Source organism: Paractinoplanes polyasparticus (genome assembly GCF_019710575.1).
GTDB lineage: Bacteria > Actinomycetota > Actinomycetes > Mycobacteriales > Micromonosporaceae > Actinoplanes > Actinoplanes polyasparticus.
The window spans coordinates 1-17,123 of sequence record NZ_JAHWFK010000047.1; the positions used below are offsets into that span (position 1 = coordinate 1).

Genomic DNA, 17,123 nt, shown 5'->3' on the forward strand with positions numbered 1-17,123 from the left:
CCCTGGACGAGCGCGAGCAGAAGATCCTCACGCTGCGCTTCTACGGCAACCTGACCCAGTCGCAGATCGCCGACCAGGTGGGGATCAGCCAGATGCACGTGAGCCGCCTGCTGACGAAGGCGCTGACGAAGCTCCGCACCGAACTCCACGACTTCTGACGCCGAAAGCAGGTAACTTCCGAATCAAGGTCAAGATCAAGGTCCTGTCGTGGCGGGGTGGGTGGTTCGGACCGCAACTCCCGTCGAGGGCGCGGGCGGGGCGAGCAGGGCGCTGGCGCGCCCAGAGCGCTCACCCCACCCGCGCGACCTGCGTAATCGGTTGCGCTCGAAGAACAAAGTCAACCCCTCCGGCCCTGGCCCGGAGGGGTTGTTCTTTGCCGTTGGGCGTCACCACGCACGCACGTCGCCGTGCTGGGAGGAGCGTTCTGGGCGCCCCGGCGCCCAGCTCCTCCCAGTGCGGCCCTCGACGGGAGTTGCGGTCCGAACCACCCACCCCGCCACGACATCCTGCTCTTGATCTGGCTCTTAGTGAGCGCTCTTGATCTTGTTTATTGGGCGCCCGACGCTTGCCAGTTGAGCGAGACGAGCAGCGAACGCGCCTGGTCAGCGACCTCAGGATCAGTAACCACCGCATAGTTCCCGGCCTGGATCGACGAGCGCGAGGCGAAGTCGCGCCGGCCGCCGGTGGCCGCGTGGGCGATGGCGCCGAACACCGCACCCCAGGCGGCGCCGATCAGCAGGCAGACCAGGATGACGGCGAACCAGCTGGAATCGCTGAACAGGCCGAACAGCAGGCCCACGAACAGGCCGAACCAGGCGCCGCTGGCCGCGCCGGCCAGCGCCGCGCGGGCTACCGTGACGCGGCCCAGCACGTTCTCGACCAGGCGCAGGTCGGTGCCGATGATGGCGGTGCGCTCGACCGGGAACTTGTTGTCGCTGAGCGTGTCGACGGCCTTCTGGGCCTGGGCGTAGCCGGGGTAGGTGCCGACCACGACGGTCGGCGAGCCGCCCGCGGCCTGCGTCTGGGCGGGCAGGCTGGGCACTCCGCCCGGGCCGGGCGGGATGCCGCCGGCGGTGGTCGGGTTATCGGGGGTGGGTGCGGTCATTTCGTACCTCCCTTGACGCGGCGGCCGGCGGATGCCGGAGCGCCGGAGTTCTTTCGCACGGACGCGGGAGCGGGCTTCGGCCGGGTCCGAGGAGCCGGAGGCGGCGCCGACAGTGGGAAGGCAGCAGCCAGCCGGGCCCACAGCAGGAAGGCGCCGGCGGCGACGGCCGTGATCGCGGCCGAGCCGGCCAGGAACGCGAACCGGCCCGAGACCAGGTCGGGCATGGCCCGCTCGGAGAGGACGACCGAGGCCAGACCGAACGATCCGGCCGCGGCGGTCACCAGGCCGACGGCCAGCAGCGGCAGCTTGACCACGCGGCTGGCGGGCCGGGTGTCCATGGGTTTGAGCAGCCGGATGACGAACACCGCGAACGCGCCCCAGGCCAGCGTGACCATCAGCGCGGCCACGGTGTCGCTCGGGCGGTGCCATTCGGCCCAGACGGTGGCCACGGCGATCACCGTGACGTAGGCGAAGCCGGCCAGGGCGACCATGCCCCGCAGCGCCTGCGGCAGCACCAGGATCACCGCGAACGCGACCGACGCGGCGGCCGTGGTGTGGCCGCTGGGGAACGAGTTCGGCATCCCCGAGCCGTCCAGGTCGGGGCGGGGGAGCTGGGTCTTGATCAGCTGCGTGGTCAGGTTGGCCCCGATCACCAGCAGGGCTGCGCCGAGCGCCAGGTCGAGCCGCCGGCGGATCACGCCGAAGACCGCCGCGAACAGGCAGACCAGCACGAGGCTGGCCAGCGAGGTGTTGTTGAGCGTGCGCTCGAGCACCCCGGTCACCTGTGCGTGGTGCACGTCGGCGCCGCGCATCACGATGGTGTCGACCTGCTGGCCGAGCGTCGTGCGGACGGCGACCTGGTAGAGCGCCGGCACGGCGAGCGTGGCCAGCGCGGCGACGGCCAACGGCGCGAGCAGGTGACGCGAGGCGCGGGGAGGCGCGGCCGTCGCCGGCTGGGGGGACGCCAGGACCGTCATGGGCGTGTCCTTCGGATGGGCTGGGCAGGGCGCTAGGGCGATTGCCCAACCGGCGGCATTTCTAAGCGCGTCGAATCATAAGTCCCAGCGGCTTCACGGCGACACATCCGCCACGTGTGCGCCGCGTCGCAACTTGTCTGCACCCTCGCGCGCACTTGTCCCGCAACGCCCCGCCGCCACCTTCTAACGGACGCCGCCCGTTGAGAAGGAGACGTTCCATATGAGGCAGTACGCCCGCCGGTTCGCCGGCCCGCTGCTGGTGTTCGCCGTCGGTGCCGGCCTGGTGGCCGCGCCGGGTGCGGCGAACGCGGCCGCGGTCTCGGCCACGATCGACGTGCGCACCACGCTCAAGGTGCGATCCGGTCCCTCGCTGGCCGACAAGGTGCTGGGGTCGCTGCGCGACAACCAGCGGGTCTCCGCCGTCTGCGCGGTCACCGGCCAGAGCGTCCGGGGGTCGGTACGCACGACGACCCAGTGGGACAAGCTCAGCTCGGGCGGCTACGTCACCCACGCGTACGTGCGGAGCAGCGGAACCATCAAGCGCTGCGCGACCTCGTCGCCGCAGGCCGAGGCGGTCAAGGTGAAGCCGGGGAAGGCCGTCACCACGAACCGGGTCGGCACCGTGCGCAGCTCCGACGGCAAGGTGAACATCCGGTCGGGCCCGTCGACCACCGCGGCGGTCCGGCGCGTCGTCGGCAGCGGCACCAAGGTGACCGGCGTCTGCTACGTGCCCGGTTCGACGGTCAGCGGCACGGTCCGCACGACCTCGCAGTGGAACAAGCTCTCCGACGGCAACTACATCTCCCACGCGTACGTCGTGACGACCGCGCTCAAGGCCTGCCCGGGCGCTCCCGCCACCGCGCCGAAGCCGGTCGTCTCGCAGACGCCGGAGCAGTTCATCAAGGCGGCCGTGCCGGGGGCGCAGCTCGGCTGGCGCGAGTACGGCGTGCCGGCCTCGGTGACGATCGCGCAGGCGATCCTCGAGTCGGGCTGGGGCCGCAGCGGCCTGGCCTCGGTCGACCGCAACTACTTCGGCATCAAGTGCCAGAACGGGCGCTACGGCACGCTGGCCAACGGCTGCCACGACTACCGGACGCAGGAGTGCACCAAGGCGGGCAGCTGCTTCACCACGACGGCGACCTTCCGGACGTACGCCTCGATGGCGCACTCCTTCCGTGACCACGGCAACTTTCTGAAGGTCAACCCGCGGTACGCCCCGGCCTTCAACTACACGAAGAACGCCAACGCCTTCATCTGGAACGTGTGGAAGGCCGGCTACGCCACCGACCCGAACTACTACACCAAGGTCACGACGCTGATGGCGCAGCAGAAGCTGTACCAGTACGACACCTGGAAGTGAGACTCACCCCCGTTGGCCGAAGCAGGCTGACGGGGGTGATTTGCACCTTATGCTGACTTCGGTGAAGCGACGGGAGCCATCGGCCGCCGCGGCGGAGGCCCGCCGCGGAAGCTTCACCGGTCTGCTTCTGGCGGCTGTCGTCCTGCTGGCCGGGCTCGCCGTGGTCACCTCGGTCTATGCCGTGATGCGCTCGGCGCAGCACGAGAACGCCGAGCGCGTGATGGAGCAGCGCACGGCGATGGCCCGGGCGGCCGTGCAGACCGAGACCGAGCGGTACCGGTCGCTGGTCGAGACGGCCGCCGCCGGCATCGGCACCGACGCCACCCTGACCTGGGCCGACTTCGACGCGGCGACCGCGCCGCTGGCCTCGGCCAACCTGATCGGCGCGGCTTCCCTGGCCTACGTCGTGCCGGTCACCAGGAGTGAGATCGCGGCCCAGCAGGCGCTTTGGCGCTCGCGCGGGGCCTCGGGGCTCGAACTGCGCCCGGCTGTCACCGCCGGCGAGCACTACTTCTCGATCTTCACCCGCCCGTTGACCGCGCGCGGCCGGCCGATGAACGGCATCGACGTCGCGGCCGCCCCGGAGGCCGCGGCTGCCCTCACCGACGCCCGCCGGATCGGCCAGCCCAGCGTCTCCGACGCGTACGTGCTGTTGCGCGACCGCAATCTGCCGGCCGCCCAGCAGCAACGCTCGTTCGTCTTCGCCGCCCCGATCTGGACCCGGGCCAACGTGCCCGAGTTCCGCGGCTGGCTCGTCCTCGGCCTGCGCGGTAAGGACTTCCTCACCGGCATGCTCGAGACCGCCAGCCAGGGTCAGCTCGGGGGCGTGCTGCTCGCCACCAACCGCGACGGCGGCCGCCCGGCCGTCGCCGAGTACACCGTTCCCGGGCGGGCGAACCTGGAGCGCACCGCCGACCTCGTGGTCGCCGACCGGGGCTGGACCCTGATCACCCGGGCCGAGGCCGCGCACCTGCCCGGCGCCTCGAGCCGGCTGCCGCTCACAGTGCTGCTCACCGGCATCGCCCTCTCGCTGTTGCTCGCCGGCCTGGTCTACGTGCTGGCCACCGGCCGGGCCCGAGCCTGGGCGCGGGTGCAGAAGGCGACCGTGGACCTGCGCGCGGCGGAGGAGGAGAGCCGCCGTCAAGCCGGCCTGCTCGGCGCCATCATGGCGAGCATCAGCGACGCGGTCGGCGTCGTGGACGAGCGCGGCGCGTTCCTGATGCACAACCCGTCCGCGCGGGCGCTGCTCGGGGTGGCCGAGGACGAGAACGACCCGGCCGAATGGCAGAAGCACTACGGCCTCTACCGGCCGGACGGGCGCACGCCGTTCCCGGTGGCGGAGATGCCGCTGATCCGGGCCCTGCACGGCGAGTCGTGCGACGGCGTCGAGATGCTCGTGCGCAACGACCAGCGGCCCGAGGGGGTGCTGGTCAGCGTGGACGGGCGCCCGCTGCACACCAGCGCCGGGCGGCACGGCGCGGTGGCCGTCTTCCACGACATCACCGAGCTGCGCCGCTACGAGAACGACCTGGCGGTCTTCGCCGGGGTGGTCGCGCACGACCTGAAGGCGCCGCTGACCGTCATCCGCGGGCACAGCGAGGCGGTCATCGAGGACCTGCCGCCGGGCACGGGCGTCGAGGACAGCGTGGAGCGCATCATCCGGGCCGTCGACCGGATGGCCGGACTGATCGACACGCTGCTCGCGTACAGCACGGCCCGGGACGCGCCGCTGCGCATCCGCCGGGTCGACCTGGGCGCGCTGGTCGGCGAGGTGGTCCACGACCGTACGGCCCACCTGCGCCCCGAGGACCACCCGCGGATCACCGTCGGCGAGCTGCCGGCGGTGACGGCCGACCCGGCGATGCTGCGGCACGTGCTGGACAACCTGATCGGCAACGCCCTCAAGTACGTGCGCCCCGGCACCGAGCCGCGCGTCGAGGTGACCGGCTCGACCGCCGGCGCCTGGGTCCGGGTCGAGGTGGCGGACCGGGGGATCGGCATCCCCGACGACGCCAAGAACGACGTCTTCGACAGCTTCCATCGGGCCCACGCCGAGGCCGGGTACGCCGGCACCGGCCTGGGCCTGGCCATCTGCCGGCGCATCGTGGAGCGCCACGGCGGCGAGATCGGGGTGTCCGACAACCCCGGCGGCGGCACGCGCTTCCACTTCACCCTGCCCGTTGTCGTCCTCGAGGAGGAGCCGCACATGAAAGACACCGATGATGCCGCGGCCCGAGCGGCCCTGGAACGTGCCCTGGCCGAGCGGGCCGCGATGGAGAACTCCCGCCTGCCCGGCCTGAGCGCGCTGCCGGCAGCCGACCCGTCGTCGCACGACCCGGCCGCGGCCGACATCCGCACCCCGGTGCCGGAGCACCACCCCGCTGTCGAGTAGGGGTGTGACCCAGGTGACGTGGGGTGTCCCGTCGCCGGAGGAGGGGCAGGATGAGAGTCATGACGATTCCCGCACTGCCGCTCCCCCAGGCGGCCGACGGCACCCCCGTCGAGATGCCCCTGCTCGGCTTCGGCACCTGGCAGCTGCGCGGCGATTCCGCGTACCAGGCGGTCCGGGACGCGCTGGAGGCCGGCTACCGGCACCTCGACACCGCCACCATGTACGGCAACGAGGCCGAGGTCGGCCGCGCCCTGAAGGACTCCGGCGTCCCGCGCGACCAGGTCTTCCTCACCACCAAGCTGCCGCCCGAGCGGGCCGGCCGGGAAAGGGCCACGATCGAGGCCTCCCTGCGCGACCTGGGCGTCGACGCGGTCGACCTGTGGCTGATCCACTGGCCGCCCCACCGTGGCCGGTCGGTGCGCGTCTGGCAGGCGTTCATCGAGGCCCGCGAGGCCGGCCTGACCCGGGCCATCGGCGTCAGCAACTACGACACCGGCGAGATCGACGAGCTGACGGCCGAGACCGGCCAGACCCCGGCGGTCAACCAGGTCCGCTTCGGTCCGTCCCTCTACGACCCGCGCGTCCTGGCCGCCCACCGCGAGCGCGGCGTTGTCCTCGAGGGCTACTCCCCGTTCAAGACGACCAACCTGCACGACCCGGCCCTGACCCGCATCGCCGCCGCCCACGGCGTCGAACCGGCCCGCGTCGTGCTGCGCTGGCACGTCCAGCACGAGATCGTGGTGATCCCCAAGTCCAAGACCCCGGAACGCATCGCCGGCAACGCCGACATCGACAGCTTCGTGCTCACCGACGACGAGATGACCGCGATCAACAACATGGGCCACAGTTGATCCTGCACGTCTGCACCGGCAACCAGGCCCGCTCACCGATGGCGGAACGCCTCATGATCGCCGGTCTGCGCACCCGTCGCGGCGCGGAGGCCGGTGAGCTCACCGTGGCCAGCGCGGGGATTCGCGGCCCGGCGGGCCGTCCGATGCAACAGCATGCGGCCGAGGAGCTTCGGAGCCGGGGCGTGAGTCCGCGCGGCTTCGTGTCGCGGGTCCTCACCGACCTCGACCTCGGCCGCGCCCGCCTCGTCCTGACCGCGACCAGGGATCAGCGAGACGCTCTCATCTCCGCGGCGCCGGTCGTCATGCGCACGAAGACCTTCACCTGGCGGGAACTGAGCTGGCTCCTCGCCGGCGCCGGACCGGGCGACCTGCCGGACGCCGATCTGTCCGCTCGCGTCACCGCGCTCGCCGAGTTCGCTCAGGGCCGCCGGGGTCTGCGCACCCCACCCGATCCGTCCATGCTGGACGTGGCCGACCCCATGGGTGGTCCGAGGCGCGACTACAAGACGGCCGCGGCGGACATCGACGCGGCCGTCGACGCGATCCTCCAGGTCATGGCCGGATAGATCCGGCTCGCTCGTGGTCAGCGCGCCCGGCGCTGCCCGCCCGCCTGTGCCGAGTAGGTGTAAGCGCCGTAGCCGTCCGCCTTCTTCCGGCGGCGAACCCGATTGGCGATGGTGCCGAGGATCGGCGCGTTGGCCGTGCGCAGCGCTTCCGCAGCCGTTTCGAGCTGATCGGTCCGAGTCTTCCCCACGCGCGCGACGAGCAGCGCGCCGTCGGTCGCCCGGGCGAGTACGGCGGCGTCGGTGACCGGCAGCAGCGGGGGTGAGTCGAAGACCACGATCATGTTCGTCTCGCGCATCGACTGGATGAGCTTCTCGAGCTGCTGAGAGCCGAGCAATTCACTGGGGTTCGGTGGGGTCTGGCCGGACGGCAGGATGTACAGCGGCAGGTCGGGTCGCCACTTCTGCACGGCGTCGCGCAGGCTGACCTCGCCGAGCAGCACGTCGGCGAGTCCGACCGCTCCGGAGATGCCGAAGGTGTCGGCGACGCTGGGCCGGCGCATGTCCGCGTCGACGACGACGACCGGCTGCCCCGCCTGAGCCAGGGCGATCGCCAGGTTCGACGCCGTCGAGGTCTTGCCCTCCCCGGGCATCGCGCTGGTGACGACGAAGCTGCCGATCTGCCGGTCGACCGACAGGAACCTGATGTTGGTGCGGAGGTGGCGGAATTCCTCACCCCGGATGCCACCGTCCTGGATGGGCATGAGCTTGTGGCTCGACGCCGCGGAATCCTCACTCACGCTGCCGATGACCGGTGCGCCGATGAGCCGGGCGATGGCGTCCCGACTGCGAACGCTCCGGTCGAGGTTGTGCCGTAGCAGGGCGCCGCCGAGACCCAGCGCGAGGCCCGCGATGAGACCGAAGGCGACGTTGAGTTCGGTGCGCGGAAGGATCGGCTCCGTCGGCAGCGCGGCGTGACGGGTGATCGAGATCTTGACCGGGGAGACCCGTCCGCCCGTCGGCGTCTCGATCTGGGCGATGAGGACCGAGAACTGCTGGGCGACGGCCTCGGCGATGCGCTGAGCCTGTGCCGGCCGGCCGTCCTCCACGGTGATGTTGAGCAGCACCGTGTTGAGCGGCGACACGGCGTCGATCTTCCGTGCCATCTCGTCCGGCGTGAGCCGGAGTCCGAGGTCCTGAGCCACTGCCGTGGTGACCTCGGGGCTGTCGACGAAGTCGATGTAGGACTTCACGCGCTGCTGGGTGAAGGTGCTGCCCTGGTTGAGGTCGCTCGAGTCCTGGCCGGCGCCCGTGGTCGAGACGAACAATTGAACCGTCGAGCTGTAGACCTTCTCGCCGGCCAGCGAGTACGCCAGCCCGGCGCCGGCGCTCAGCGCGAGGGCGATCAGGATCACCAGCCAATGCGAGCGGAAGATACGCAGGTATTGGGTGACTACCATCTGGTCATTCCTTCGATCCGGCCGGTGTGACAGCGAGGTGCGAGCGGGGGGTGTGGGCGAACTCAGCGGTGAGCTTCAACGGTCATCGCTCCTGGCGAGCGCCCACCGGTAGAGAAGAACAGAGATGGCCTCCGCCAGGAGCAGGCCGGTGAACGCCCCCGTGACGCCGTACCAGTGCGCGCCCGCGACCGAGAAGACGAGCAGCAGGATCGAGGTCACGGTCCGGACTGCCAGGACCGTGGTGGTCCGGCCTTCGCGTCGCAGCTGTGCGAACGGGAACGTCGCCGCCGCGACCACCAGACGCCAGGCCACCAGGACGATCAGCACGAAGTAGGAGCTGTACTCCCAGGCCTCGCCGAAAAGCGCGGGCAACAGCGGGGTCTCGCCGACGACGACAACGGCCACCCCGAAGACCACCAGGAGTGTCAGCGCGACGATGCGGTCCGTGCGGCCGGCATTGTGCGAGAGCAGGCGTAGCCGGAGAAAGCCGAGCGCTGGGCTCATCAGGCTGCCCAACGAGGTGAGAGCGCGGAAGCCCACGGCCGCGAGGGGGCCCAGGACGGCCGAGATGACGGCCACGAGCAGGGGCTGGACGCTCCCGGTGACAGCGGTCTCGGCGATGATCGGGCGGCCGATGCCCTTCGGCGCCGGCCGGGTGGGCCGGCCCGACAGCGTCCCCCGGCGCAGCAGCACCGCAGCGAAACCGCCGAGCGCGAGGACCGCCCACGCCGAGCCCGAGACGGGGGTACGGCTCAGAAGCAGCGCGGCCACGGCTGCGGCCGCGATGGTTGCCGCCGACCGGGCCTCGGTCCGTGCCTGGTTCCGGACGACACACGAGACTCGCGTCAATTCGAGAACCGGATAGAGCAGGAGAACGCCGGTCGCCGCGAAGATCATGTTTACGGCGCCGAACGCCAGCAGCGCGGCGCCCACCGCTGCGGGAAGGATCAGCCACCACGAGAGGCTGGGCTCCCGCTCGCCGGCCGCGAGCGGACCCTCGATGAGTGCGGCCCCGGTCAGTTGGGCGGCATAGGCCGCCACAGCCAGCGTCAACGCGACCACCCCCTGACCGCTGGTGCCGAGGGTCTGCGTCGCGATCGACAGTGTCGCGATCGGGATGATCGCCGAGATCCCCGAGCCGGCCAGCAGGAGGACCGGCCGGGCGAACCGCGTGATCGTCGCGGTGGCGCTCACGATCTGGCCTTCCCGGACGATGACCGGCGGGCCGAGCTGTAGATCCACCAGGCGCCGAAGAAGGCGACGACGAACCGGCCCTGGAGGAAGTAGGGGTACCGGGCGGACTCGATCGAGGCGACGATGAGCACGCCGAGCACGGCGACCCCGCCGGCGCTGAGGCGGTTCAGCCCGGACCGCCAGCTCAGGGAAAGCACCAGCGTCAGCGCGGCCGCGATCACCGTGGCCGCGACCAGGCCCCATTCGGCCAGCAGGGACGGCGCGAGGCCGACCGTGTTCATCTCGGGATTGAGCCGCTGGGAAAGCATGACGTAGAACGTCTCCTGCGGGTCGTAGCCGAAGACGGCCGACGGTGTGAGCACCGCCGAGACGCCGGGAAAGGTCCAGAACGCCTGCGCCGTGAACATCGGTGTGGGAACCGCATCGATCAGGTGACGCAGGTACTCGCCGTTGGCCGTGGACGAGAGGTAGTAGGCGGACAGCCTCCCGTAGATGTAACTCCCGAAGTTCACGGTCCCCTCGCGGACCTGGTAGCTGGGCCGGAGCAACTCGCCCGTCGCGAAGAGGCTGACCGCGGCGACAGCTGCCGCGATCATCGCCGGGGCCGAACGCGTGCGGACGCCTTCCGCGGCGAGGCGTATGCGGCGCCTGGCAACGATGGCGAAGAACGTCGGAATCGCCACCTCGAGAATGGCCAGTCGTTCGGCGTTGAGGTAGCCGCGGGCGAACGCGCCCACGACGATCACCGCGATGGCCGTGAGCTCCGGACGGGTGAGCTTCCGTTCGGCGCTGGCCACGATCAGCGCGCAGACCGCCGGGCCACCGAAGGCGACCAACGTGGTCACGCCGGCCACCGGTGCGAACGCTTCCCGGCTGGCCTGCAACGCACCCGGCTCACCGCGCAACACGCTTGCGGCCAGGGCCGGACCCAGTCCGCGGGCGACGGCCAGGGCGCCGTAGATCAGGTAGGCGACGGTGGTGATCGTGGTGAGGACGCGCGCACGATGCCGGAAACGAGCTGTCTCGGCCACGAGCCGGAACCGGGCCCGCGGGGCGATGAATGTCGACACGGCCAGTCCCACGAGACCGCCGCCGCACACGATCGCGAGCTGCAGCAGAAAACCGTCGGAGGCCGGATAGAGTCCGGTGATCTCCAGGAACAACTGGTCCGGAGTCAGGGCCACCGCGACGGCCGGCAGGGACATGGCGACCAGGACCAGGACGGCCGGGTTGAGCCAGGCCGGCCAGCGAGGAGTCTCCGGTTCGCTCTGTCGCGCCGGCTCAGCCGGCGCCGGACGTGTGGTGCGATCGAGTGTCATTGTCGAGCGGCCGTCGTCATCGCCGTGAGGAGTCGCTGGCGGGAGCTGGTGATCGCGCCGGCGGCGGCGCCGATGGCGTCGTCGTACTTACGGCGGGCCGCAGGATCCTCGAGCAGGCGGTGGGCCTGCTCGGCCACCGCGGCCGGGTCGAAGCGGAAGACGTTGTGGACATACTCGCCGAGCCCGAGGTCGGTGAAGGCGCCGAATCCCTTGCGCTCGTAGGACAGGTGGACGACGTAGTGGCCGGCGCCCATGGCCAGCAGCGCCGCGTGCAGTCGCACGGCGACGACGACTCGGCGCGGGCCGTCCTGACCGTGGATCTCGGCGCGATCGAGCAGCCGGCCGGGATGCAACGAGCCCATCGCCCGGGTGTCGTCGTTCTTGCCGGTTGTCGACTGGATGAAGCCGTCGAAGGGCCGGAGCAGCTCGGCCAGGCTGAGCACGTCCGGCGGGACGACACCGTCGAAGCCGCGCACGGTGAGCACGACGGGATGAGCGGGCGCCGCCGGTGTCCGCTCGAGCGAGGCGTTGCGCAGCAGAGCGATGTCGGGGTAGCGACCGATGTTCGGCAGACCCAGCTCCGCGACCGTGCGGTCGTCCCGAGCCATGAAGTGCCCGACCTTGGACAGCAGCCGCCGCATGGGGCGGCGGGTGCCCATCCGGAACGGGCCGGCAGACTGCGGAAGGTAGACCGATTTACGGCCGACCCGCCCGGCTGCGATCAACTGCGGCACGTGTACCAGCGCGCATTTGGCCGCGGCCGAAGGGCGGCCCATCCGCAGGTAGCCGCCGCCCACCCCGACGACCAGGTCGTACTCGTCGAGCCGGCTCAGCTCGCGGAGCATCGAGGGCCGGGGCAGGAGCACCCGGCTCGGCGCGGTCGAGACCAGCCGCACGCCGAAGCCGTCGAACGACTCCGGCTTGTGCGCGAAGAGCGTGATCTCGACGTCCGGTCCGAACGCCTCGCGGAGCATCTCGCAGGTCTCGGCGACCAGAAAGCCGTCGCCGATGTTGTCGGCGCTGTATCCGTGCAGGATGGCAACCTTGGTCACTTGACGAGCTCCCGATAGACGTCGATGTGCTGGTCGACCGAGCGCTCCCAGGAGAAGCGCCGGACCCATGCCGCGCCGTCGGCACGACAGCTTTCCAGTGCGGCCGGATCGGCCAGGTAGCCGGCGATCCGGTCCGCCATGGAATCGGCGTCCAGGTCGGACAGGCGCAGTGCCGGTCCGGCCACCTCGGCCAGAGAGCCGCGTTCGCTGCAGATCACGGGAGCGCCGGCCGCCATCGCCTCGAGCACGGGGAAGCCGAACCCTTCGTAGTGGCTCGGAAAGAGGAAGGCGGTACAGCGCTGCATCATCGCGATCTTGTCGGACTCCTCGACGAAGCCGAGATGGGTCACCCACGGCGAAGCGTCGATCTCCCGGACGATCTCCTCGAAGTTCCACGCCGGCCGGCCGATGACGACCAGTTCCAGGCCGGTGGCGCGGACGGCCGGGCGGCCGAAGGCTCGGATGAGCTCGACGATGTTCTTGCGAGGCTCGAGGTTGCCCAGGAAGAGCGCGAAGGGGCGGGTCTCGTACCGAGCCAGCGCCGCGCTGAGTCCGGCCGGGCGGGCGTACGCGTCGGCATCGATGCCGTGCGGGATGACATGCACGAGTTCCCGGCTCACCCCGAAGACCTCGGAAATGTCGTCCGCGCTGCTGTGTGACACCGTGATGAGGCGGTCGGTGTTGCGGATCGCGGAGCCGACGCGAGCGCGCCACACCTTCTCCTGCGACTCGGTGCGCGCGACCTTCGTCCACCGGCTCGCCACGCCGTGCACAGTGACCACCGACGGCGTCCGGGGGCGGACAAGGGGCCCGGTGTCGGCCGAGAAATGCAGCACCGTGTTTCGCAAGCCGCGAAGCGAGTACGCGTTCTCGGCGGCTGCGGTCAGCAGGGGATGCGGGCCGGACGGGATGGTGCCGGTGGCCAGGCCCCGCGCCGTGACCCCGTCCCGGATCTTGCGGGTGTAGGTGGTGTTCCCGCCTACATGCCGGTTGACGATCCGGCCCGGATAGAGAACCCGCAACGTCATCGTTCCCCGATCACTTGGTGGTAGACAGCCGCCAGGGCTTCGGCCTGCCGTGTCTCGTTCATCGCGGCCAGCAGGTCGGCCGTGCCCATGAGGGCGTGTGCGCGGTGCGCGGGCTCGCCGAGAACCTGTTCGAGCCGGCGTGCCGCCTCGTCCACGTCGCCCGCCTTGACCAGCGACAGCCCCGCGAAGGCGTCGATGTCGCGCACCACGACCGGCAAGCCCGCTGCTGCCGCGTCCAGCACGCTGATCGGAAACCCCTCCGACGCCGCCGAGTGCAGATACAGGTCGCTCCCGTCGAGGGCTTTCGCCATTTCGCCGGTGCTCAGCCAGCCGGTGACCTCGACCTTCGCTGCTGCGAGCAGGCGTAGGTAGCGCTCGTCGGCGCCGCCGCCGATCCAGCGGAAGCGGACATCGGGCCGGCGGGCGCGGACCTTGGCCGACACCTCGGCGAAGAACTCGGGGTCCTTCTGCGGGCTGAGCCGGCCGATCATGGCGACGACCGGATGCTCCGTCCGGTGGGGGCGCGGCCGGCGTTCGGTGATACCGGCACGGTTCGGCACCATCGCGACGTGGGTGCGGGCGAGGCGGGACACCCGCCGGGCGAGACGCTCCTCGTACGGGGAGACGGCGACGACGGCCGCGGTGCGATGGGCCAGCACCTGCTCGGTGATGCGTGCCAGGACGCGTTGTGACCGGCCGACGCTCGGATTCACGAAGCCGAAGCAGTGCGGTTGGTAGACCACCGGAGTGCCCGCTCGGGCCAGTCGCGCATAGATGCCCGCCCAGCTCGAGTGCGCGTGGATGACGTCGGGCCGGATCCGGGCGGCTCGTGCGGCGACCGAGCGAATGCGCGCGCCGGCGCCGGCCGGCAATTGTTCGATGCTCTCGAAGGCGGCCGGTGTGCAGGGGTCGCTGTCCGCGTGCCACAACAGGTGGTGCTCCGCGCCCGGCAAACCCTCGGCGAGCTGGTTGACGACGGCGCCGGTTCCGGCTGAGTAGCACTCGGTCACGTGCAGAACGCGCATCTCAGCGGCCTCCGGCGGAGAAGATCTCGTTGAGGGTGCGGACGACGATCTTCACGTCGAGCCACAGGGACCAGTTCTCGATGTAGTAGTTGTCGAAGCGGGCCCGATCGCTGATCGGGGTGTCGCCGCGCAGGCCGCTCACCTGGGCCAAGCCGGTCAGGCCGACAGGAACCCGGTGCCGGCGGGCGTAGTGCGGGTGGACCGCGGAGAACTGTTCTACGAAGTGGGGGCGTTCGGGGCGGGGGCCGACGATGGTCATGTCGCCGCGCAGGATGTTCCAGAGCTGGGGGAGCTCGTCCAGCGACGTGCGACGGAGCACCTTGCCGACCGGGCCGACCCGGTCGTCCTGCGCGATCGACCACGTCGTCTGCGAGTCGTTGTCGTCGCGGGGGCGCATCGATCGGAACTTGAGCACTTCGAAGGTCCGGCCGTTCCGTCCTACCCGGATCTGCCGGAAGAGGACTCCGGGGCCGCCTTCGAGGCGTACAGCCAGGGCACAACAGAGCAGCACAGGGCTCAGGACCGCGAGGGCGAACGCGCTGACCAGGATGTCCACCGAGCGTTTGAGGCGCCACCGCCACCCCTCCAGCACGGGCAGGCGGACGCGTTGGATCGGGATCGCCCCGATGTGGTCCTGGCGGGCACTGCGCGTGGGGAACCGGCGCATCCTCGGCACGACCAGGACGTCGTAGGTGCGACCGATCGACGCCTCGAGGATCTCGGCGAACCGGTCCTCGGAGGTGCGAGCATCGGCCACGATGACGACGTCAGCCTGGTGGCGGGTCAGCACACCGGCCAGATCGGTGACGTCGCCCAACCACTTCACACCGGACAGATAGATGTTGCCGGGCTCGTCCAAGCGGCCGACCACGTCCAGGCCGTAGCTGCGTTCCCGGGTCAGCGCCTGCACGAGGCCGGCCGTGACCGGGCCGCTGCCCACGATCACTGCGCGGTGACCGGTGCGCCAGCGGGCACGCCGTGCCGCGCGAATGAAGAGGTAGGTGACCAGACGGCCGGCCACCACCAGGGGGACGGCGAACGCCACCGCGGTCAGCAGCGAGTCGACGGAGTCGAAGTCGTGGCGGAACACGGTCACGGCGGCCACGAAGAAGACGGCGATCAGCAGGCGGGCCACCAGGGCGGGCACGTCGTCGAGCAACGACAGATGCAGCCGCGGGCGGTAGAGGCCGGCGCCGGCGAACAGCGCCACCGAGACCACCGCCATCGTGAGCAGTGCTCGCGCATGGTTCAGGTGCAGCGGCACGACGGCGACGATGGCGAGCGCGTCGACGGGGAGAATGAGCATCCAGGCGCGGGGTGGGCGTACGCCGTAAATGTGCTTTCGCCCGGTGGCAAGGGCGGCGGCGGAAGCAGCACCGGACACGTCTCCTCCGCGTTCTTCAGTTGGGAACGGAGGGATCCTAAAAGGTTGAACAAACATGTCGGCCTCCCCCTTTCGGCCGGTTGAAAGACCCTCGTGGGCCGAATCGGGTCAAGCGGAACCTTCGTGTTCCCGTTGCTTCTCAAGGGGACAAAATCGCGCTAAACGGATCGCGTAATCGAGTGTCGAATCGGACATGTCGTAAACGGAGTGACGCTATGAGCTGCATGTTTGTGGGGTTCACCGGCCTCGCGTGTCCTAGGTCACCGTCCGGCGTGAAACATTCCGGCAACAGAGGCATGCCCTTGTAGGTTATTTCGAGCACGTTCCCCGGACAGTTAACGGTCCGGCTTGACCATGTCGTGAATTGGCGACAGGGTTATGCCATGGTTGTGACCGACACCCGGCGTCGTAGGGCGCGCCGCAAATCGCGATTCGGACGGCTCGCGGGGTGGCAGAAGGCCCTGACAGTTCTTGTCGTATTGCTGCTCCTGCTCGGCGGCGGGTTGGCCGGTAGCGCTTTTTACCTCTATTCGCGCTACGACAACAAGGTTGCGCGCGAGGATCTGCTGCCCGACGCGGCGAGCGCCGCCGACCAGGAACAGCGGGACGAGAACTGGGAGTCGGGGGCGCTCAACCTCTTGCTGCTGGGGTCGGACTCGCGGGCCGGCGAGGCGGGCGGCGTCAGTCCGATCGGGGAGCGGTCGGACACGATCATGTTGGTGCACATCTCGCGCAACCGGGACAAGGCGACCATCGTCTCGATACCGCGGGACAGCTACGTCGACGTGCCGGCCGGCGGGTCGTGGAAGGGCGGCAAGAACAAGATCAATGCTGCCTTCGCGTTCGGTGGGGCGAAGCTGACCGCGGCCACGGTCAGGCAGCTGACCGGGGTGCCGCTGGACGGGGCGATGATCGCGAACTTCGCCGGCGTGCATCGGCTGGTGGATGCGGTGGACGGCGTGAACGTCTGCGTGCCGTACGTCGTGCGGTCGACCTTCTCCAGGAAGGTGTGGCCGAAGGGGTGCCACGACATGGACGGCGACGAGGCCGAGGAGTTCATGCGGCAGCGCTACGAGGTGCCGGGCGGTGACTTCGGGCGCATGTACAACCAGCAGCTGGTGGTCAAAGCAGTGATCGCCGAGGCGGCCCACGGGGACATGCTGACCAATCCGCTGAAGTTCGACCACCTGATGGTCACTGCGGCCGAGGCGCTCACCGTGGACAAGAGCCTCGATCTGCGGGAGCTCGCGCTCGCCGTCCGGGGCATCCGGCCCGCCGCGATCAAGTACGCGACCGTGCCGTACACCTCGGCGAACTTGAGGACCCGGGCCGGTAGCGCCGTCCAACTGGACAAGGTCAAGTCGGCGGCGATGTTCGCGGCGATCAAGGCGGACACGATCGACGAGTGGCTGACGGCCCACCCGCAGAAGGCGCCCGGGAGCTAAATCACCAGGCGTTTGCCGCTGAATCCGC

Annotated in this window: 15 protein-coding genes; 6 read left to right on the forward strand and 9 right to left on the reverse strand. The window is 70.3% G+C overall.

Annotation, left to right across the window (positions count from 1 at the left end; all coding sequences use genetic code 11):
- The coding region (locus tag KXC43_RS38920) for a sigma-70 family RNA polymerase sigma factor (RefSeq protein ID WP_221381288.1) at positions 1-158 on the forward strand (158 nt) is incomplete at its 5' end.
- 389 nt (positions 159-547) lie between these two features.
- On the opposite strand, the gene KXC43_RS38925 is transcribed toward KXC43_RS38920, so the two are convergent.
- Both KXC43_RS38925 and KXC43_RS38930 read right to left on the reverse strand, forming a co-directional pair.
- On the reverse strand, positions 548-1,105 hold the full coding sequence (locus KXC43_RS38925) for a YflT domain-containing protein (RefSeq protein WP_221381252.1): 558 nt from the start codon (positions 1,103-1,105) through the stop codon (positions 548-550).
- Entirely contained in the window at positions 1,102-2,082 is a 981-nt protein-coding gene (locus KXC43_RS38930) for a phosphatase PAP2 family protein (RefSeq protein WP_221381253.1), read from the reverse strand. Before KXC43_RS38930 ends, KXC43_RS38925 begins: the two co-directional genes overlap by 4 nt.
- Positions 2,083-2,302: 220 nt before the next feature.
- On the opposite strand from KXC43_RS38930, the gene gsmA reads away from it, so the two are divergent.
- The 4 genes from gsmA (at position 2,303) to KXC43_RS38950 (ending at position 7,251) form a co-directional block, all read left to right on the forward strand.
- A complete protein-coding gene (gene gsmA / locus KXC43_RS38935; RefSeq protein WP_221381254.1) occupies positions 2,303-3,442 on the forward strand; it encodes a sporangiospore maturation cell wall hydrolase GsmA in 1,140 nt (379 codons plus the stop codon).
- A 61-nt stretch (positions 3,443-3,503) separates the two neighbouring features.
- Entirely contained in the window at positions 3,504-5,834 is a 2,331-nt protein-coding gene (locus tag KXC43_RS38940; RefSeq protein ID WP_308129463.1) for an ATP-binding protein, read from the forward strand.
- A gap of 59 nt (positions 5,835-5,893) precedes the next feature.
- The gene (locus KXC43_RS38945; RefSeq protein WP_255645595.1) at positions 5,894-6,685 is read left to right on the forward strand and encodes an aldo/keto reductase; all 792 of its coding nucleotides are present in this window, start codon (positions 5,894-5,896) and stop codon (positions 6,683-6,685) included.
- On the forward strand, positions 6,682-7,251 hold the full coding sequence (locus tag KXC43_RS38950; RefSeq protein ID WP_221381256.1) for an arsenate reductase/protein-tyrosine-phosphatase family protein: 570 nt from the start codon (positions 6,682-6,684) through the stop codon (positions 7,249-7,251). The genes KXC43_RS38945 and KXC43_RS38950 overlap by 4 nt, the downstream gene beginning before the upstream one ends.
- Positions 7,252-7,268: 17 nt before the next feature.
- On the opposite strand, the gene KXC43_RS38955 is transcribed toward KXC43_RS38950, so the two are convergent.
- From KXC43_RS38955 to KXC43_RS38985, 7 genes are all read right to left on the reverse strand, one after another.
- Positions 7,269-8,648: a tyrosine-protein kinase domain-containing protein gene (locus KXC43_RS38955; RefSeq protein ID WP_221381257.1), complete on the reverse strand. Its 1,380-nt coding sequence runs from the start codon at positions 8,646-8,648 to the stop codon at positions 7,269-7,271.
- A 75-nt stretch (positions 8,649-8,723) separates the two neighbouring features.
- Positions 8,724-9,842, reverse strand: a complete 1,119-nt coding sequence (locus KXC43_RS38960; RefSeq protein ID WP_221381258.1) for a hypothetical protein — start codon at positions 9,840-9,842, stop codon at positions 8,724-8,726.
- Positions 9,839-11,161 carry a hypothetical protein gene (locus tag KXC43_RS38965; protein WP_221381259.1) on the reverse strand — a complete coding sequence of 441 codons (1,323 nt, stop codon included), beginning with the start codon at positions 11,159-11,161 and terminating at the stop codon, positions 9,839-9,841. The genes KXC43_RS38960 and KXC43_RS38965 overlap by 4 nt, the downstream gene beginning before the upstream one ends.
- Entirely contained in the window at positions 11,158-12,213 is a 1,056-nt protein-coding gene (locus KXC43_RS38970) for a polysaccharide pyruvyl transferase family protein (RefSeq protein WP_221381260.1), read from the reverse strand. Before KXC43_RS38970 ends, KXC43_RS38965 begins: the two co-directional genes overlap by 4 nt.
- The gene (locus tag KXC43_RS38975) at positions 12,210-13,241 is read right to left on the reverse strand and encodes a glycosyltransferase family 4 protein (RefSeq protein WP_221381261.1); all 1,032 of its coding nucleotides are present in this window, start codon (positions 13,239-13,241) and stop codon (positions 12,210-12,212) included. The genes KXC43_RS38970 and KXC43_RS38975 overlap by 4 nt, the downstream gene beginning before the upstream one ends.
- Positions 13,238-14,266 carry a glycosyltransferase gene (locus KXC43_RS38980; protein ID WP_221381262.1) on the reverse strand — a complete coding sequence of 343 codons (1,029 nt, stop codon included), beginning with the start codon at positions 14,264-14,266 and terminating at the stop codon, positions 13,238-13,240. The genes KXC43_RS38975 and KXC43_RS38980 overlap by 4 nt, the downstream gene beginning before the upstream one ends.
- A gap of 1 nt (position 14,267) precedes the next feature.
- Positions 14,268-15,650: a sugar transferase gene (locus tag KXC43_RS38985; RefSeq protein ID WP_308129464.1), complete on the reverse strand. Its 1,383-nt coding sequence runs from the start codon at positions 15,648-15,650 to the stop codon at positions 14,268-14,270.
- Positions 15,651-16,033: 383 nt separating this feature from the next.
- Between KXC43_RS38985 and KXC43_RS38990 the strand changes: the two genes are divergently transcribed.
- Positions 16,034-17,095: an LCP family protein gene (locus KXC43_RS38990; RefSeq protein ID WP_221381263.1), complete on the forward strand. Its 1,062-nt coding sequence runs from the start codon at positions 16,034-16,036 to the stop codon at positions 17,093-17,095.
- Positions 17,096-17,123 lie beyond the last annotated feature (28 nt).